At 57.1% G+C, this 18,671-nt stretch carries 17 protein-coding genes; 8 read left to right on the top strand and 9 right to left on the bottom strand.

The genetic code is table 11. The features are described 5' to 3' along the window. Positions 1–2: 2 nt before the first annotated feature. A complete protein-coding gene (locus AAFM46_RS09980) occupies positions 3–1,400 on the bottom strand; it encodes a glycosyltransferase 87 family protein (RefSeq protein WP_343320428.1) in 1,398 nt (465 codons plus the stop codon). A gap of 233 nt (positions 1,401–1,633) precedes the next feature. Between AAFM46_RS09980 and mptB the strand changes: the two genes are divergently transcribed. The 3 genes from mptB (at position 1,634) to AAFM46_RS09965 (ending at position 5,003) form a co-directional block, all read left to right on the top strand. Continuing rightward, a complete protein-coding gene (mptB, locus tag AAFM46_RS09975) occupies positions 1,634–3,259 on the top strand; it encodes a polyprenol phosphomannose-dependent alpha 1,6 mannosyltransferase MptB (protein ID WP_343317598.1) in 1,626 nt (541 codons plus the stop codon). A 298-nt stretch (positions 3,260–3,557) separates the two neighbouring features. Then, positions 3,558–4,481: an oxygenase MpaB family protein gene (locus AAFM46_RS09970; RefSeq protein WP_283527682.1), complete on the top strand. Its 924-nt coding sequence runs from the start codon at positions 3,558–3,560 to the stop codon at positions 4,479–4,481. Positions 4,482–4,541: 60 nt separating this feature from the next. After that, positions 4,542–5,003, top strand: a complete 462-nt coding sequence (locus tag AAFM46_RS09965) for a DUF3817 domain-containing protein (protein WP_283527680.1) — start codon at positions 4,542–4,544, stop codon at positions 5,001–5,003. 47 nt (positions 5,004–5,050) lie between these two features. Here the strand turns inward: AAFM46_RS09965 and AAFM46_RS09960 are convergent, their stop codons facing one another. The 4 genes from AAFM46_RS09960 to AAFM46_RS09945 all read right to left on the bottom strand — a co-directional run bounded on the left by AAFM46_RS09960 (position 5,051) and on the right by AAFM46_RS09945 (position 8,266). Then, on the bottom strand, positions 5,051–5,899 hold the full coding sequence (locus tag AAFM46_RS09960; protein WP_343317597.1) for a hypothetical protein: 849 nt from the start codon (positions 5,897–5,899) through the stop codon (positions 5,051–5,053). An 84-nt stretch (positions 5,900–5,983) separates the two neighbouring features. Next, positions 5,984–6,697 carry a class F sortase gene (locus tag AAFM46_RS09955; protein ID WP_283527676.1) on the bottom strand — a complete coding sequence of 238 codons (714 nt, stop codon included), beginning with the start codon at positions 6,695–6,697 and terminating at the stop codon, positions 5,984–5,986. A gap of 14 nt (positions 6,698–6,711) precedes the next feature. Next, positions 6,712–7,509, bottom strand: a complete 798-nt coding sequence (locus AAFM46_RS09950) for a hypothetical protein (protein WP_343317596.1) — start codon at positions 7,507–7,509, stop codon at positions 6,712–6,714. Positions 7,510–7,678: 169 nt separating this feature from the next. After that, positions 7,679–8,266: a TetR/AcrR family transcriptional regulator C-terminal domain-containing protein gene (locus AAFM46_RS09945; RefSeq protein WP_343317595.1), complete on the bottom strand. Its 588-nt coding sequence runs from the start codon at positions 8,264–8,266 to the stop codon at positions 7,679–7,681. Between the two features lie 177 nt (positions 8,267–8,443). Here AAFM46_RS09945 and bioB point away from each other — a divergent pair, with 177 nt between their 5' ends. The 5 genes from bioB to bioD are packed head-to-tail and all read left to right on the top strand — an operon-like array spanning position 8,444 to position 13,927. Then, on the top strand, positions 8,444–9,544 hold the full coding sequence (bioB, locus tag AAFM46_RS09940) for a biotin synthase BioB (RefSeq protein ID WP_343317594.1): 1,101 nt from the start codon (positions 8,444–8,446) through the stop codon (positions 9,542–9,544). Next, positions 9,486–10,910 (top strand): adenosylmethionine--8-amino-7-oxononanoate transaminase, encoded by a 1,425-nt coding sequence (locus AAFM46_RS09935; protein WP_343317593.1) that lies wholly within the window; start codon positions 9,486–9,488, stop codon positions 10,908–10,910. Before bioB ends, AAFM46_RS09935 begins: the two co-directional genes overlap by 59 nt. Before the next feature lie 46 nt (positions 10,911–10,956). Beyond that, positions 10,957–12,153 (top strand): 8-amino-7-oxononanoate synthase, encoded by a 1,197-nt coding sequence (locus AAFM46_RS09930; RefSeq protein ID WP_343317592.1) that lies wholly within the window; start codon positions 10,957–10,959, stop codon positions 12,151–12,153. Further along, the gene (locus AAFM46_RS09925) at positions 12,153–13,220 is read left to right on the top strand and encodes a cytochrome P450 (protein ID WP_343317591.1); all 1,068 of its coding nucleotides are present in this window, start codon (positions 12,153–12,155) and stop codon (positions 13,218–13,220) included. The genes AAFM46_RS09930 and AAFM46_RS09925 overlap by 1 nt, the downstream gene beginning before the upstream one ends. Beyond that, on the top strand, positions 13,217–13,927 hold the full coding sequence (bioD, locus tag AAFM46_RS09920; protein ID WP_343317590.1) for a dethiobiotin synthase: 711 nt from the start codon (positions 13,217–13,219) through the stop codon (positions 13,925–13,927). Before AAFM46_RS09925 ends, bioD begins: the two co-directional genes overlap by 4 nt. On the opposite strand, the gene AAFM46_RS09915 is transcribed toward bioD, so the two are convergent. From AAFM46_RS09915 to AAFM46_RS09900, 4 genes are all read right to left on the bottom strand, one after another. Next, on the bottom strand, positions 13,924–14,217 hold the full coding sequence (locus tag AAFM46_RS09915) for a DUF1905 domain-containing protein (protein ID WP_343317589.1): 294 nt from the start codon (positions 14,215–14,217) through the stop codon (positions 13,924–13,926). The two genes, bioD and AAFM46_RS09915, sit on opposite strands and share 4 nt — an antisense overlap. 42 nt (positions 14,218–14,259) lie before the next feature. After that, positions 14,260–15,015 carry a hypothetical protein gene (locus AAFM46_RS09910; protein ID WP_283527659.1) on the bottom strand — a complete coding sequence of 252 codons (756 nt, stop codon included), beginning with the start codon at positions 15,013–15,015 and terminating at the stop codon, positions 14,260–14,262. A 1,149-nt stretch (positions 15,016–16,164) separates the two neighbouring features. Next, positions 16,165–16,422 (bottom strand): metal-sensitive transcriptional regulator, encoded by a 258-nt coding sequence (locus AAFM46_RS09905; protein WP_343317588.1) that lies wholly within the window; start codon positions 16,420–16,422, stop codon positions 16,165–16,167. Positions 16,423–16,760: 338 nt separating this feature from the next. Then, complete coding sequence (locus tag AAFM46_RS09900) at positions 16,761–18,614, bottom strand: phosphatase PAP2 family protein (RefSeq protein ID WP_343317587.1); 1,854 nt, start codon at positions 18,612–18,614, stop codon at positions 16,761–16,763. Positions 18,615–18,671 lie beyond the last annotated feature (57 nt).

Here is an 18,671-nt window from a genome sequence, read left to right as displayed (position 1 = left end):
TGTCAGGGCTCCTTGGTCAGCGGGGACTCGGTAGCCCCGGCGGGACTAGCGGCCGCAGCAGAAGTAGCCCCGGCGGGGGCCGAGCTGGCCGCTAAGGAGGCAACGGCGTCGTGCCGAGGAATCAGTGAAGGGTTCTTGCCCATGAGGAAGAGTTGGCGCACACTCCACACAAACAAGACCACCAGCAGGAGGTTACGTAAGGTCAGAACGGCGGCCATGGCGGGGTTGTTGTGGGAGAGTGCGTCGTAAAAGAGTGGGTAGACAAGGAATGTCAGCACCGCGACGCCGATGAGCATGGTGGCGGGGACGCGCCAGGCCTTCCACTGATAGGACAGACCAACAGCGACCGCAGGTGCCAGCCACACCATGAACTGCGGCGAGCCCACCTTGTTGAACACCACAAAGGCTGTGACAAGTGCCAGGGAGCCAAAGAGCAGGAGCGCCGTGCGATCGGCCCCACCATTGCGCTTACCTGTATGCAGAGCCCAGAAAATCAGGGCCGCAACCAGTAGTGCGGCGGCGATAAGCAGCGGCTGCATCAAAAAGCTCATGAGCCCAGATCCCGGGCCATCGACCTGCATCGAGTTAATGTCCTGATTCATGTACATGCGCGCACCACCAAGCCCAAGCACACTCATCCAGAGCCAGGGCATGGTGAACGTTGCCTCGAGCTGCATGCCACGATCGCCTTGTTCGAGCAGAAAGTTCAGCAGCTTGGGCAGAGCGTTCATGCCCAGCGCTAAGGCAACAACAACTGCTGTGACGAGTACCCCGGCCAGGACCACCTGGACGCGTTGCTTCACTACAGTGAAAAGGGCAAGTACGACGGCGGCCGGCCAGACTTTTGTCCACGTCGCGATACTCAGGATCAGCGAGGTCAGGAACGGGCTTGCCACACCGATTGACAGGGCGATCAGGACCACGGGGGCTGTTAACCCGTCAACGCGGGCAAAGCCAAGCCACGCTAACAAAGCAGTGAAACCAATCCACCATAGGGCTGCCGGAATAGCCTGAGAGTTTTTACCCCAGCGGGTGAGTTTGCCAACGGCCAAGGTGTTCAGGGCGGTGATCAGCAGGACCCAGATGAACAGGAACGGGCCACCGCCAAAAAGGTACGCAACCACCATGGGCAGGAGGGCAAGGATTGGGTAAACCCACGGGCTGGGGCCGGTTACAAGGTTTTCGTTGAAGTCCACCGATGCCCAGATGCGGTAAATGAAAGTGTCACTGAACGCCTCGCCTCGAAGCGAGAGCAGGCCCGCCAACAGCAAGAAAAGTATGTGAACGCCAGCAAAGACACTCCACATGCCGCGAGGTGTTTTTACCCAGTTTTGGATGCGGGCGGGAAGCAGCACGTCCCGGAATCGGGCGAGGGCGGCAAAAAAAGTATCCGTGGAGATGATGCTGTCCTTCTCAAGTATTGTTCCAGCTTGGGCCAGGCCAAGCCTCGATACGACACAGTGGGTTCTAGGTGATCCAAGGAACGCTCTGGCTGAAGTGGGTAGAATGCCAAGGACGGAGTCCTTGGCATTCTACATATTAGCGCAGCAGTTTGCTGCGCCCCGGATCTGCCCGGCCATGTACACGCCAATCTGCCCTGCGTTCAGGGCGGCAAAAGTTCAGGAGTTAGTTGTTGACCAGTACGCGCGCGGCCCTGCCGGAGGTGAAGCACAAGTTGTTCAGTAAACTGCCTTTCCGTACTGGCACGGCTGCATCAGCCATGTGGCAGGGATTTGCCGGTTCACTGCTGTTGCTCTTGGGATCCTTTGGAGTTGGCTGGTTGGCCAGCAGTTCGGTACTGATTCGCAACCCGTTGTTCATCCTGGCCCGAACAACACCTGTGGCCGTTATCACCACCACCGTGATGTTGTGCGTGGGGGCGGCATTGATGCTGCGGGCGTGGGTGAGGCTGCGCCAGCACTTGGCCGGCTGGGACGATGACTGCGGCCCTGTCCTGAAAAAGGCGTTGAGCTTGTGGGTGGCACCAATGATGCTTGCCCTGCCTTTATTCAGCCGTGACTCATACGCCTATATTGGTCAGGGCCGGCTCATGCAGCAGGGCCTTGACCCTTATACAAACGGTATTTCAGCGCTGAACAACTATTTTTCACTTGGTCCCGACACGCTGTGGACGGAGGCACCCACCCCCTATGGGCCGCTCTGGCTCTGGCTTGAGCACCTGGCGGTGATATTGCCGGCCAGTAGCCCTGAGATAGCGTTGATTCCATTCCGTCTGGCCAGTTTGGCGGGCGTTATCTTACTGGCAGTCTATGTGCCCAAACTGGCTGCACGCCATGGTTTCAACCCCCACCGCGCACTGTGGCTGACTGTGTTGAACCCGGTGGTTTTGATCAATTTTGTGGCTAGTGTGCACAACGATTCACTGATGCTGGGGCTTGTGGTTGCCGGCATTTACTACGCCTCGGCCAAACGGCCCATAGTGGGCATCTTGTTTGTCACGGCTTCTATTGCCATCAAACCCATCACCTTGATTGCCCTCCCATTCGTGGGGCTGCTGTGGGCAGGCTATCAGGCCGGTTGGGTGCGCAAGTTTGGTATTTGGGCTGCAACGCTGGGCATTTCAACAGCCATTATGGCGGCTATGGGTGCAATCAATGGGTTTGGTTTCGGCTGGCTTGCCGCCTTGCAAACTCCGGGCACCGTGTGGATTTGGTATGCACCTGTGGGCTTGTTCTCCAACGCAGTTGGTTTTGTGGTCATGGTTCTTGGCGGTGCGGGTGCTGCAGTGACTGATGTTATTCAAACCATTGGTCAGCTCACCTCCATCCTGATTGTGATGGCGCTGGCGTTTTTGAAGCTCACACTGCCACCGCAGTCACCGCAGTCACCGCAGTCGCCGCAGTCACCGACGAAAAATGGTGCCATATTTCTTGATCAATCCCAGCGCTACAGCCAGGCGGTGCTCCGGCGCATGGCCTGGGCGTTCGCAGCCGTGGTCCTGCTGGCGCCAATGATCCAACCCTGGTACATGCTGTGGCTGTTGGCCTTCTTCGCTGTCACCGGCATTCCCGAAGGCTGGCAGACCCGTTTAACGCTGTACCTGAGCGCATTCTTTACCTTGATTGCCCTCACTGACCAACTAAGTGTTTTTCCCTGGATTCCCGTGGTGTTGATCAGAACCATAGCCATCGCATTGGGTCTTATCTGCATCCTGTACGTGATGTTCTTTGATAAAAAAACACGCGGACAGTTTCTGCGCCCACGCCAGCTCGCATCGTTTCCAACCACGGCACCGTAAACCACTCACCCGGGAAGCCGCGTAAGCGTTTGCCTAAACACGCACCAACCGTAAGGAAAAAACACGTGGACAACACCTTTGATTCGGTGTTGGGCGCGCCGTCACTGGGGAACCGGAGGCTGCCATGTTGGCCTCAATGGCGTTGAAATGGCGTTGGCGAGCACGTACGGAAACCGCCGAACAAGATACGGCCAAGCTCAACTTTTGATAGCTCTTAGCGCGGACTCTGAGCGTGATGGGGGAAGTTCCAAGTTGAGGCAGCTGTGCATTTGTGCTTGCAAGGGCTCAGAATAGAATCATGGAGAACATAGTATCCCGGTGGCAACGTGAGCTGCGTGGAACCTTCGCCAATAATTCGCTCACCATCCCGCAATGGCAGGTGGACCTGGAAAAGGGCGACGACGGAGGCTACTTTGGGCCCGGATCGGCAGTCTGGGCGGTGCACGGCTCCATGACGACTACTGTGGCAGGGATCCAAGCACTTTTGATCCAGGCGTTGCACCCTGGCGCGCTTGCGGGAGTGCACGATCACTCAAATTACCGCACAGACCCGTTAGGCAGGTTGGCCGGAACTATCCGCTGGATCTTCACCGTCAGCTACGGTGATACTGCTACGGCGCAGAAGGCTTCGGCAAAGGTCTTGCGCATCCACGAGCACATCCATGGCACATACACCACCAACAACGGAGACGAGCGCCCCTATACTGCCAACAACCCGGAATTGCTGCGCTGGGTGCATTTGGCTTTTACACAGGCATTTTTGGGTACACACCAAGCGTATGGGGAACCAATACCGGACGGCGCTGATGCGTACGTGGGCGACTGGGCCGTGGCAGGAGCCCTCATGCGGGTTCTCCAGCCTCCTGTTACCGTCCAAGAGTTACAGTCACAATTGGCTGGATTCACCCCGGAGCTTCGTTACGACCATCGGGTGAAAGAAATTGTTACCTTCATCAAGAACCCGCCGTTGCCGCGTTCGCAGCAGGGCGGCTACAAGATTCTCTTTGCCGCAGCCGTGGCGTCACTTCCGGAAGAATACCGTGAACTGCTGCGATTAAACCCACCCCGCCTGGGCCAGCTGGCCCTGCCAATGACTGTGCCTACCAAGGCAGTGCTTGGGGTAGTGGGCTGGAGTTTGGGCCCCATATCACCAAGTGAGTCTGCGGCCAGGAGGCGCAGGAGCCGATTGGGCATGGGGGAAATTCCCAAATTACCTCGCTAAGCTGTTTATGGCTTTATCGCCTTGCACCTGCCCCACCTACTCAAGGACCGCAACCAGCCCATGACACCACGTATTTTCTACCGCACATTGGCCATCGCCGAAGCGGTCACCTGGACACTGTTGATCGCAGGAATGATTTTGAAATATGCGGTGGGTGTTGGTGACTGGCCTGTCAAAGTGGGTGGTTTTGCGCACGGCTTGGTGTTCATTGGCTATGTGACCGCCGCCGTGTTGGTAGGCCTGAACCAGCGCTGGCCCAAACGCCTCATTGTGGGAGCGGGTGCCACAGCCTTTGTCCCGTACTTGACCATCCCGTTTGATAGGTGGCTTGAGCGAAAGAATATGCTTGAGGGGAACTGGCGCACCAGCGTCACTGATCACCCACATGACGGACATTGGGTTCAAGTCCTTCTGCGCTGGATGCTTAACCGTCCAGTGTTGCTGGGGGTCATCTTTGTGGTTTTTGTTGGCGGCATCATGTCCACGATGTTGTTCATTGGCCCGCCCGGGGGGCGTGCTTAGACAGTCAGTGGACTCTGCCCAAGCACGGCTCCGGGGGACCTGCTCGATCAGTGGTGTGCCGTCCAGCAGCCCAGAATGGTGGTGGCCATTTCGTAGGCGAATTTGCTGGGGGTGACACGATCTGGACCCACAGCTGAACTCAGTGCTGTTGCGTCAACGTGGAGCGTCATGTTGTCTTTTGCAAAGATGACAGTTCCGGAATCAGACTGGTACCCGGGCAATCCCAAATTGGCTAGCCCCTTGATAGGTGCCGCCTTGGCTGAACCGGCCATTTTTTCTGCCAATGCGCCCGCTTCGGCGTCACTGGCCGATTCGGTTACTTCCATCACGAACGTTCCTTCAGCGAGCGGGTAGGTACAGGAAAATATTTTACCGTCCCAGTTTTCTGATGTTTTAGGCAGTTCGCTCAGAGAGAGGATGTCGCGAACTCCCTCTTTTGCCACATCAGCGCACACCATTTTAGCGGCCTCGGACGGTCCCTGGGACTGGACAGTCAAAACACCCTTCATACCTCCGGTGGTGCTATGGAAAGGGTAGAGCCCAGCCTTCTTTGGCGCCTGGAAATTTGCCACCCCGCCAGCTGCGACAGTGAGTTTAAAACTGCTTGAATCATCAGCCACGATTTCTACCGTGGAGGCTTCCATATTCATGACGGTCACGGTGGCGCCCGGTGGAAGCGGCTTGGGGTTATGGAACATGCCGTCCTGAATGTGAATCATGGACTCCATTGATCCCATGGAATCCATGGCACCCATTTCGGGGGCTCCACTGGCAGTGGCAGAAGCACTTGGAACAGACGGGGCCTGTGCCACTGTTGTTGCGTTCATACCGCATCCTGTCAGGGTGAGCGCACCGGCCAGGGCCAATACCGCGGCAAGTCTGGGTTTTTTATACACGTTCTTCCAATCCAAAACTCTTAGGGGCGCTGGGACGCGGGGCGATTCTGTGATGCGGGATGTGAGGCTGCTGGCTGATTACTACTATCCGGCGTTGCTGGAGACAAGGTGTGCGTAGACTACGAAGTTCTCGGTGAATTCTCCCGAGCTGGCTTCATAGCCGTCGCAGGTGATCAACCGGATCTCGGCGCGATCGGTGTTGCCATATACGGCCAGGGTGGGGAAGGCGTTCTTTTTGAATATTTCACTTCTGTCTACAGCAAAAACGGCAACGCTACCGTCGGCGCGGGTGACGGAAAACTCTTCGCCTTCGGTGAGTTCATGCAACCGAAAGAAGACACCTTCGGGGTTGTTGGTTGCGTTGACGTGACCGAGGATGACGGAGGGGCCGAGCTCTCCGGGGGTGGGGGAGTGTTTGTACCATCCAGCGGGGGAGCCTACAGCTTCCGGGGGTACTTCTGCCTCGCCATTGGCCTCGCGCGCCAGCGTCATTAAGTTTGTGGTTAAACCAATGTCAGGGATCGTCAATGAAACAGGTGCTGAAGCCGGGAGTACCTCGCCTTGGATGGCCGGTTTAGCCGGTGGTGCTGGTGCGGGACTCGAGGGTTCAACAGTGGGTGGTGGCGCAGCGGTGGTAGGTGCTGCTGGTGAACTTGAGGTGCTCTGTTGTGTCTGTGTGGTGCTTGCGGATGTAGTGGCGGGCCCACATGCGGCAACACCAAAGGTGAGGGTTGCCAGGAGGACCGCCGCCGCCGCGGGGCCCAGAGGGCCTCCGCGACGACTGCAGTTTTTTACCATGGTGAAATCAGCCGCTACTTAACCGAAGCGGTCTTTTTGCGGTTCATGGCAAGAGCTGCACCGGCTGCAAGTACCAGGGCACCTCCGCCAGCAAACCATGCAACATCAGGAGAAGTGGAAGCGTTAGCTGCTGCTACCTGAGTTGTAACACCCGTTCCGGGTGCACCGCCGGGCATGGCCGCCATCTGTGAAGCAACTAGCGTGCCGCACAATGCCGGTGACGTTGCTGCCAACGGCAGTGAGGGAACCAGATCGCTCTTAGCTTCCTGGCCTGCAGCTGACAAGGTGGCCGGATCCAGTCCATGGACTACAACAACGCCGGTGCCGGCCTTGATAGCGTCAATGGTGGCAGCGTTCATGGTGAACGTGCGCTCATACTTGTAGTTGGCGCCCATACCGCCAACGGCAAGGTCCAAAGCGGCCTTGTCACTGGTGTCACCGGTGGTGGAAAGCGTGGTGCCAATCTTTCCGTAGGACGGGCCGCCTTCTGTGGTGCTGATAACGCCGTCGCCATTGGTATCAGCGCCGGGAGCCGGGCAAGTTCCGGCACCTTCGATGTGAATGTGCTGAACGTGGGGGTAGTCAGCGCCATCGAAGGTTGCTGCCAAGCCCTTGACGTCCTGTGTCACGGTGGCCTGATCGCCTGTGATGGAGAGCCAGAGGGAGCCGCTGGCATTGCTGCCGTTGATGGCGCCCAAGTTGGCTTCGTAGGTGGTTGCATCGCCGTCAGCGGCCATAGCGGCCCCACCGGAGAGGGACAGCGCAGCCAGTGCAAGCACGGGTGCTACGAGAAAAGCAGATTTCTTATTCATGTGAATTCTCCTCATAAGTGCCGGACGCCCCATCTTTGGGCGCGTCCACTATGTGCTTCGGTGCACAAGGAGTTTCGGATTGGAGAAAAGAAAAGATTTATTTTGGCCAGGGCACCAGAAGGCGTCCCAGGCCTCTTGCGCGGCTCGGTGGTAGGGGTTGTATCCCCTGTCAGCGCACCAATTTTGTAACCCCGGCCAAGAACAGATCCAGACCAAAATTGAAAGTAGCGCTCTCACTCTCGGGGTCAAGCGGGCCGGGGAGAACCCCGGCCTTCACCAGGCCGCTACGTGTTTGTTCTTGGGTCACTGTGCCCAAAATGTAGTGCACCAGCGTCAGGCCAGCCCACTGGGCCTGCTCGGCTGGCACGCCCGCTAAGACAAAGTGCCCTAAGGGTTCCTGCAGGCTAGGGAGGGAGTCCGGGGCTAGTGCGTGCGTGAAGGCAACCATCTCGGCCCCGTCACGGACCTGTAAAAGTACGTCTCGGATGTTCTGAGCCCAACGTCTCAGGATCGAGAGCCCGGTGGTTGGCTCCGTGGAAACGTAAGCATCCGCAACCGTAATGCTCTCTCCAGCCGGAGCTAGGATCATGACCGAGAGGATACCCAGGAGATCTTGTTTGTTCTTCACATGCCAGTACAGTGCGCCAGGTTGCACGCCCAAATCTCGAGCTAAACGGCGCATGGATAGATCTGCCAAACCGTAGTCGCGCAGGATCCCAAAAGCGGTTTCAATCACCTTTTCACGAGTCAAAGACATGGCGGGGTCCCTTCCTGAGGATTTTTAGATGACTTTATTCGGGACCAAAAGGATCCACTGCGGTGGGCGGGAGGCTGCGTGTTTCCCCTCTATCCTGCCTTATGCCCGGGGTTCGGAGCTGAACGGGCACGCAGGGGCCCATTTGACAGCAGTCACACGTTTTTCGATACTTGAACGGTGTTCAATAACTTTCAAGCCCTAGCCGACCGGCAGTTGACCGGTGCCACCCTGACTCGTGAGGATGCTCTTGCAATCCTGACTTCTTCCGATGAGCAACTGTTGGAAGTCGTGGCCGCCGCGGCCACCTTGCGCCGTGCCTACTTCGCCAACACGGTAAAGGTGAACTACCTGGTAAACCTCAAGTCCGGGCTTTGTCCAGAGGACTGCACCTACTGTTCGCAGCGTTTGGGTTCCGCCGCACAGATTCTAAAGTACACGTGGCTCAAGCCTGAAGAAACTTTGAAGCAGGCATCGACTGGTGTTGCGGCAGGCGCTTCACGTGTTTGTCTGGTGGCCAGCGGGAAGGGACCCAGTGATCGAGATGTAGATCGGGTCGCGGACATGGTTGCTGGGCTAAAAAGCGAACACCCTGACGTGGAAGTTTGCGCGTGTTTAGGAATTTTGAAGGATGGCCAGGCGGAACGGCTCAAGGCGTGTGGGGTGGACGCGTACAACCACAACCTGAACACCAGCGAGGAGATGTATAAGGAAATCTGTTCAACCCACGAATTCTCCGATCGGGTGCGCACGGTGGAGCATGCCAAGAGCGCAGGCCTCTCACCATGCTCGGGCCTGATTGTTGGGATGGGGGAGAATAATGAGGACCTCATCGATGCTGTGTTCGCGTTACGCGATCTTGGCTCAGACTCCATCCCCGTGAACTTCCTCATGCCTTTCGAGGGCACCCCCTTGGAGGACACCTGGTTGCTGAGCCCTACTCACTGTGTGCGCATTTTGGCCTTGATTCGTTTCGCGTGCCCAGAGGCGGAACTTCGCATGGCAGCCGGGCGTGAAATGCACCTGCGCAGTCTCCAACCGCTGGCTCTGAACATTGCCAACTCGCTATTCCTTGGCGATTACCTCACCAGTGAGGGTCAACCTGGCCAAGCCGATCTTGAAATGATTGCCGACGCCGGATTCACCGTCTTGGGCGGTAAGCCAGCTGAAGGTGCTGTGCCTGAACACGTTGTGCCCGGGCATAGCGGCGATTTTGGAGCAGGTGCCCAGCCCGCCATTCGCCGCCGTGGTGCTGGAACGGCACTTGCCCCGAATGCCTGAGCGCACCGCCGCGGATCCCTTAACTGATACGTCATTATCAAAGGGAACCCACTCACGCTCACTGGTAGAGCGAGACCGTGGGCTGCTTTGGCACCCCTATGCTCCGCTGGACGGTCCGGATCCTTACGCCGTTCTTGGTGCGGCCGGGACCAAACTGCACCTGCAGGACGGGAAAGGGGAGGAATTTGAGGTGGTTGATGCTATGAGCTCGTGGTGGTCGGCCGTCCATGGTTACCGCAACCCGGCACTCGACGCTGCGCTGGCTGAGCAGGCCGGCACTTTTTCACATGTCATGTTTGGTGGACTGACGCATGCCCCGGCCGTGGAACTAGCCGAGCGGCTGGCGGCCATGGCACCTGCGGAGTTGGCCCACGTCTTTTTTGCTGACTCGGGTTCTGTCTCGGTGGAGGTGGCCTTGAAGTTGGCGCTCCAGTACCAACGCGCTCGCGGTTTTCCCCAAAGAAGCCGGTTTTTGGCGCTTGCCGGTGGATATCACGGAGATACTTTCGCTGCCATGAGCGTCTGTGACCCGGTGGATGGCATGCACGCGGAGTTTTCCAGCCTCGTGGCGAAGCAGTTGTTCCTGCCTCGACCGCCGCAGGCTCATCTGATGGGTGACGAGCTTGTGTGCGACCCGGTGGAGGTAGCGAACTGGGTGGCGGTATTGGAGGAAACTGTCCGTAGATACGGGGACGAACTAGCCGCAATTGTGCTGGAGCCGGTACTTCAGGGTGCCGGTGGCATGTATGTTTATGCACCCGAATGCCTGCACGCAGCGCGACGTGTGGCCAACGAGTTTGGATTGTTGCTGATAGTTGATGAGATTGCCACCGGTTTTGGCCGCACCGGAAAACTGTTCGCCGCCGAGTGGGCGGATGTGGTGCCGGACATCATGTGCGTGGGTAAGGCGCTCACCGGGGGGTACCTGACACTGGCTGCAATGCTGTGTTCGCGTGAAGTTGCGGCCGTCATAACCGCCTCGCCGCTCCGGGCGCTCTTGCACGGGCCAACGTTTATGGCTAACCCTTTGGCCTGCGCCGTTGCTGTGGCCTCACTGAAACTATTGGAAACCGTGCCTTGGAAAAAACAGGTGGCAGCCATAGAAACAGGATTAGCCTCCGCTCTGGCCCCTGCGTTGGCGCTGGGGCCGGTTCGCGAGGTCAGGGTGCTGGGTGCAGTGGGGGTTATTGCCTTGAATGCACCCGTAGATGTTCAGGCGCTTACCCGTGCGGCTGTCCTGAGAGGAGTTTGGGTGCGGCCTTTTCGCAATCTTGTTTACACCATGCCGGCCTATATAAGTACCCCCGAGGACGTGGCCACGATCGGGGCAGGCTTGGTATCGGCAGTGGCCAGTGTCCACGGCTGATAGGGGAACCAAAGACGTAAGCGGCGAAGGAACCGGGCCCGGGGCCATGGAGCAGTGGTTGCATAGCCGAGCTTTTGTCCGCGAGCGCCGCGGCCTGGTGCGGACGGCTGATGCGCCTGCCGGAACTACCCTTGAGAGCGGCCGGCACGAGGTAAGTTCCGGCCCACCGCTGGATCTGGCAGCCAACGATTACCTTGGTCTGTCCAGGGATCCTCGGGTGACGGCGGCTGCCATTGACGCCGTGGCACACCATGGCTGCGGTGCGCGAGCATCGCGGGTGGTCAATGGCACCTTGGCGGTACATAATTACCTCGAAGAGCAGCTGTGCCTGCTGACAGCAGCGCAGTCAGCGCTGGTGTTTTCTTCGGGCTACCTGGCCAATCTCGGTGTACTGACATCACTGGGTGGGCCAGGAACACTGTTGATTTTGGATTCCCATGTTCATGCCTCGCTATTAGACGCCGCACGGCTGGCCCGCTCTCCTGTGGTCATGGTTGCCCATGGTGATACGGCCGAAGTGGGTGCTGTGTTGGCAGCCCGCACACAGCCACGGGCAGTTGTGGTCGTTGAATCGCTGTATTCGGTGTTGGGGGACGCCGCGGACCTTAACGAGTTGGCCGTGCTGTGTGCACGTCATGACGCATGGTTGCTGGTAGACGAGGCGCATGGGATAGGTGTGGCTGGAGCTGGGCGGGGTGCCGTGTATGAAGCTGGTCTGGGCCATGCCAGTCATGTTGTGAGAACCGTGACGTTATCCAAAGCACTTGGTTCCCAAGGTGGTGCCGTACTGGGCTCCGCTACTTTACGAGAACACCTGGTAAATACGTCAAGGACCTTCATTTTCGACACAGCACTGGCTCCGGCCGCCGCTGGTGCTGCCGCAAAGGCCGCCCAGATCATCCTGGCCGAGCCGGCGCTTGCACAACAATTACATAGCAATGCAACTACGTTGGCGAGACTGTGTGGCTTTGCACGCTCTCCAGGAGCCGTGCAGTCCGTTCCCATGCCGTCGGCAGAAGATGCCCTCCAGGCTGCCCAGACACTGCGCACTGCCGGATTGTTAGTTGGTTGTTTCCGACCTCCTAGCGTGCCCGACGGCGTATCTCGCCTACGCCTGACAGCGCGCGCTGACCTCATGGCTTATGAACTAGAACATGCCGCCGTGCTACTTGGCCGGGTTATGCCCGCACTGCCGGATAGTTCTCTTGGCTCAGCTGTGGCTGAGCTAGATAAGGAAAAGTAATGACTTACCACGTTGTCAGCGAACCCTCTGCGGTCAAGGAGGTTATGCGTAGAAGCGATGATTTTGCACCGACGAATGCACTGACATCAGTAGTGCCGCTGACCCCTGCCACGCTGCGCATTCTCAGCAAAGCCGGATTTGCGCTGCCACCCGTCCTGGCCTCGGCCACGGGGGAGCGCCACCGTACCGTCAGGAAAGCTGTTGCCGGGTTCTTCACGCCCGCCAAAGTTGCTGCCGTTACACCACGGGTAAGGGAACTGACTCGTCACCACCTAGGTGAGACTGCTACTGCATTGACTGCAGGGCCCGTGGATCTAGCGCTCTGTCTTGCCCGCCATATCCCGCCAGTGATCATGGCCGAGCTGACGGGACAGGCGAATCCACCGCTTGAGGAACTCAAGAAATGGAGCCGTGACTCCTTGGAGCTGTTCTGGGGCTGGCCCCATGCTGAGCGTCAGATCGAGCTCGCTCACAGCGCAGCGGACTTCTACCGTTGGCTACGCAGTGAGGTGGTTGCTAGCCAAGGCAAGGAATCTCTCTTTGGCGTGTTGCTGGATACAGGATTAAGCACTGCCGAAGTGTGCTCGCTGGGCTATTTTTTGGTGATAGCTGGCCAAGAGACTACCTCGCAGTTGATTAACACCGCCCTGTACAGAGGGATCGGGCTAGGAAGACAGGAATGGGCCAAACTGGCAATCGCCGAGAACGCTTCGCACCATGTGCAGGGGGTATTGGCGAGCGAGTCATCTGTCCACACGTGGCGACGCCGCGCACTTCATGACACAGAGCTTGGCGGTGCCGCCTTACCTGCCGGTGCCGAAATCCTATTAGAGCTCTCCGGCCGGCATACCCCCGATTCACCACCCACCGCGTATTCCCTGGCGTTTGGCTACGGCTTGCACCGTTGTCTTGGTGCCAAGTTGGCAGAGCTTGAAACCATGCTCGTGATACAGGAGAGCGCTGCGGCGTTACCTGAACTGGAGCTGGCGGGTCCGGAACCCGGCTGGCTGCGCCTGCTTTCCTTTCAAACTCCAACAACCGTCACGGCGACAAGGATTCTAGGATGAGCCGCACACAGGTGGAGCTGCCCGCCGTCGTCCTTATAACGGGGACGGACACAGAGATAGGAAAAACACTCACCACTGCGGCCCTGGCCGCAACGCTGCAGGGGCAAGGGGCCACAGTGGCTGTGTATAAACCAGTTCAAACAGGAGTGCGTGCCCAGGAGGCCGGTGACGCCGGTGAGGTAGGGCGGCTGGCCGGAACACTCACCTGTGTGGAAGGGATTAGATTGGAATTGCCCATGGCCCCAACGGCGGCTGCCGTTCGTGAAAACCGCACGTTGCCTACACTTGCTGGCCATCTACGCACTATCCGCTCACTGGCTGACCAGCACGACCACGTGCTAGTGGAAGGCTCCGGGGGGCTGTTGGTTGCCCTGGATGAGCAGGGCAACACCATGGCCGAACTCGCCGCAGCATGCCATGACTGTGCAGTGGTTGTTGTGTGCCGCAGCGGCTTGGGAACGCTGAACCACACGTTGCTAACCCTGGAAGCGCTCGCAGTCCGAGGGGTCACTGCTGCCGGGTTGGTGGTGGGATCCTGGCCAAACGAACCAACCATGGTGGAACTAGATAACGTGGACTACTTCTTGACGCTGCCGGTTCCTTTGCTCGGACGCCTGCCGGCCCAGGCATCCTTGCTCACCAAAGAACTATTTAGCGCGGGGGCCGCAACTTGGCTGTCCGTACTGGCACGCATAGCCAAGCGTTAGCTCAAGCGTTGCTGAAGATGCACGCGGACCTGCTCACCGGCGTCGGACTTTCCTATTGCCTTGCACAGAGCAGCGCGCAGTGGCAGCCAGTGTGGTCCCGTGCCGGAGGGCATCAGTGTGGCCTGAAAAGGTGTTTTATTATCCAATGTTCCAGTGACCTTGATGGCCCTGCGAGTGCCCAATAGTTCGGCAGAGCCTTCAACCACTAGGTAGGTGGCGAAGGCTCCGTCCTTACAGATAGGAGCAGTAAAAGTGAAGTCGAGCGGCTGTGGCTCCTTGGCTGCTGCCATGATCAGTCCTTTGGATACGGTTTTTCTAGCTCGCAAGAGCTCCTAAAGTCCCGGAATTGTGACAGTATCATTTTTTGCCGGGGCGGCATGTGGAGCCACTGCGTTCCATTCGCTCATGGTTATAGTCCCTGCGTCCTTACCGGTTGTCCCAAACTGGAGCAGGTACGGCTCACCCTCTGCTGCAATCCAGACGGTCGCTTCCTCGTAGACGTACTTAAATGCTTGAGCACCATTGAGATCGGCCACTGATGAAGAGGCAAGTTTGCCCAAACCATCATTCACGGGTTTCTCGTTATAGATCCCGAGAAAGGAGCCAATATTCCGGTCTCCAAAGACGCTGGTGTCCTTGACGGAGATCCACTTGTTGCCGGCCATTTCCTTGACTAGATCGGCTGTTTGCTGTCCACTTTTCTGGACGAAAAATTCATTGTCGGCCTTTATATACGCTCCGCCATCAGCGTTGAGCAAGGTGACGGTTGCTCCGTCTTGAGTGACTTCGGAGAGTGAATTAGTACCATCACGGGAACCCGAGACCTTGATCTTAAGCTTTTTGGGGCCGCTTGTGGAGGTACCCTCCAAAGCAACAGAGGTGGCTTTCTTCACGGTGTCGGTGACTTTGGGAAAAATTACGTCCGCATCTGGGACGGTTAGGACCGGGGCTTGAGTGAGCTCGGGAGCAGACGTTTCCGCATTTGGGGCAGGTGCTGAAGCTTCTTTGGTGCTTCCACATCCAGCAAGTGCTAGCAAAAGCGCGCCTGTAATGGGCAGGACCAAAGCTTTGTGCTTGAGATTATTCATATTCGTAATGCCTCCATGGAGCGGCTAGTGAGGATGATGGTCCCAGAGCCTGGTGATTGGCTTTCCTTACTGGAAACGAAACCGGGGAAAGTCTATCTGATGGATTTAATGGTTGTTTAGTGTCCAAAGTGCTGTGACCGGACATCTCCAGCCCAGCGCAGCCATTGGATGTGCCGCCTCGCTCGAAATCGACCAGCACATCATCTGGTGCCGCTGCTATGCCAGCACCCTTGATCCTGAAGAAGCCAAAAATTTCAGTGACGCCCATTTTTTGTAATGTCACCGAATTTCAAGAAATATTCGTATATGTGCTGTTATGAACTGGATAGATGCCCATATGTTCGTGTATATTTATTACCAGTCCATGGTGAACTGCCTTGGATTTTCGCGTGCAACTGAAGGGAGGCAATGATGTTTACAATTTTCAGCTCCGGAGTTATCGGATCCCATCATGCCTGGCCCTGCACGCCTGTTAATTGCCGTCACAGCTAACACTGTCACCGCGTAGGGCCGCCAATGTCAGGCTGCCCCGACTTGGCCGCAACTTATGTGGCCGCTTCCCCACTGAACAACGTTTCTCAAACACCACGCAGCTATTTTCATGGAGCCCCGAGTAGCATTGCTATTTTTGGCATCTCGATTTACCTGAGCATGTTTTAAACGTTTTTTCAGCGGAAATAATACACGCAAAATAACTCGCGCTTTTTTGTGTTCTTATAATTCCTTTCTGTGTTTGCTTCCAAATGAAGCAAATACAAAAGGGCTTTATTTGTCGCGCCAACATACGTCCACAGTTCACGCAATATTCATGAAAGGGGGTGACACATTGAATCCCAAACCCACAAGGTCAGTTCTTCACAGACTCTTCTTCTCCCCGGTTGACCAACGTAAGTTCATCGAGCTCCGCGAGCGTCAGTATCGCGAAATCGTACGGGTGGACCTGTTCAACATCCGCTAACCGTCCGCACCACTGATGGTGTGGAGGCGACTTTACACCGCTGAAGGGAGGAGCGAGATGGCCATTACACGTCTCAAGCACCTCATCTCTACTGCCGGCAAGACGCATGGTGTCCTTGTCGTATTCCGTGAACAGCCCGTGCTGACTAGCACGGGCTGTTCCGTTTAATCACAAGGTCTTGGGATAAAAGATTAGGCAAGGGACAGGAAAAGCTTTTCCAGATCCTTGATGCTCATGTTGGCGTCCTCTTTCCTAATGCACTGCTCAAGGCCCGCGGCGATAATGGCAAAGCCAGCCCTATCCAAGGCCTTGGACACAGCGGCAAGTTGGGTGACAACATCTTTGCAATCCCAGCCTTCTTCGAGCATGCGTGTGACGGCCGCGAGCTGTCCTTGTGCGCGTTTGAGCCGGTTGATAACAGGGGTGAGTTCTTGTGAATCAAGTTCCATGATGGGCTCCGATAATCGCTTGGTGTTACTACAATCTTATACCCTATGGGGTATGCTGTTCAAGTAATACACACAGACAAAGGAGCAATCAGATGTGCCGTGCAGTGACATGTAAGAATTGTGGAAAAACCACGTGGGCGGGTTGTGGCCAGCACGTTGAGCAAGTGATGCGAGCGGTTCCTCCTGCAGACCGTTGCCGAGGGCACGAGGGCAAGAAGCCCACACGAAAGGGTTTTTTTGCCAGCTTGTTCAGCCGTTAATCTAAGAAGTCGCTAGCTCCGATGCGGAGTATAAAATCTTTGGGAGGTGCCTGGCTCAGGTTCTGCTGCCCCGTCAAATCAGTACGCTTCGGCCAAGTCCGCCGTTCTCATTCTGATACCTAGCGCCAGCGGTTCTACTGTGAGAAGAAGATGTTGCACAGGACCAAAGTGATCGCCGTCGAGCTGGAATTCTTGCGGCTGATCAAGTGCGATCTGTGCAGATTTACCAGAAAAGCTCTGCACTGACGCGGCACCTTTGCCCTTCTTCCCAAAAACACGCCACAGAACGCCCAGCCAGCCCAACTTGCCTCGTGGGGAAAGAGTGAGGAGATCCAGAATGCCGTCATCAACGACAGCTGCAGGGAAGATCTCCAACCCACCCATGAGCTTTCCGCAATTTCCAGCCATAACGCCACGGACCTTATGGCGTACAGGGTCTGCACCATCGACGGAAATTCTGGCAGTGACAGCCTTGCCGGGTAAATGTCGAATGCCGGCCTCCACATATGCGAGCCAACCGACCCGATCCTTTAGCCCGTCATGGGTATTCGCCATAATCGAGGCGTCATAACCCAGCCCGGCCGCAACGAGGAATAGGTGTTCTTCCCTTCCATGATCAAGCACGGCCCTGACAATATCTATCGAAGTTACCGTACCGTGCAGCACGTCTTGGGCTGCCGCCAGTGGGTCCTTAATATTAATTCCCAGATTACGAGCAAGGAGATTACCGGTCCCCAGCGGTACCACGCCCATCGGAGTTTTTGATCCAGCGAGAACGTCAGCAACATAGCGCACCGTACCGTCGCCGCCAGCAGCAATGACGACATCGACTCCAGCTGCTATGGCTTCTCGGGCCTGGCCCCGTCCGGGATCTTGCGCTGAAGTTTCCAACCACAATGGATCGGACCAGCCAGCATCCGCGCACAGCTGCACAAATGCGGCTTTAAAGTCATCTCCGGGGGATTTTAGCGGATTGATGACCATGGCGGCACTCTTGGGCTTATGAACGTGGGTCAGGGTCATGGCGTCCTTTGTTGTAATTTGTAAGCTATTTGTGCTGGTGGAAGTTCGGTTTGCTGCGGCTGCAACGTCTCTATTGACGGTCAGATATAACCGGTGCGCTGTAATGACCAGTGAGAGCCAGACGGCGCCCAAGGTCCAGGCTGCCAGGACGTCGGTGAACCAATGATGCCCCAAATAAACACGACTTAATCCAACAGCAAACGCAAAGACCCCGGCTACTATAACTGTCCATACCCGCCCCCGGACGGTGCGCCGACGAAGGAGAATCAGGTAGGCCACCACGCCTGCTATCACGAATGCGTTAAGCGTGTGGCCGCTGGGAAATGAAGGAGAGTATTCGTAGGGAGGCACGGCGTCGATCAGCGATGGGCGGGACCGGCCAAAAAGCTGCTTACCCGCAACTGTCATTAAAAGAGATCCCGTAGCTGCAGTGAGAATGAGGATGACGGGAGTCCAGGACCGCCGTTTGAGCGCAAGAATCACCATGATCGTTGCCGCCAAAATAGGCATCCCAATGGTCCCGGCAATGTCGGTGAAACCCGTCATTGCGGCGTTCAGTCCGGGCGAGCGGACACTCTTGGCTGCTTCCAACAGCGGGTGATCCAGGGCGGCAACCCCATCGGCTTCAGTGACGCTCTCATAGACTTCCGTGGAAGCGTACGTCAGCAAAGCAGCGATTGAAGCGCCGATTGCGAGGGTGAGGATCAACGCTGCGTTTGGGCCCAGCCTTTTACTGAGCCAGCGCACAGCATCGGCGAGCAATGCACCCAAGGGTGCATGCCACCGAGTAAGGTCTTTACGCCCCAGAAAACGGTCTTCGCGGAGTTCACCCTCCCGCCCTGTCGTTGGGCCGGATGGATCCGCGGGATCATTTGGTTCCGTTGAGTCTTGAGGGTGTTGTTCAGTCATGCCGATGTCCTAATTTTTCGCCAGAATCAGATGGTGTTGGACGTTTGAGCGGCCTAG

The organism is Arthrobacter sp. TMP15 (assembly GCF_039529835.1).
In the GTDB taxonomy this organism is placed as follows: Bacteria; Actinomycetota; Actinomycetes; order Actinomycetales; family Micrococcaceae; genus Specibacter.
This window is presented reverse-complemented; position numbering and strand designations above follow the sequence as displayed.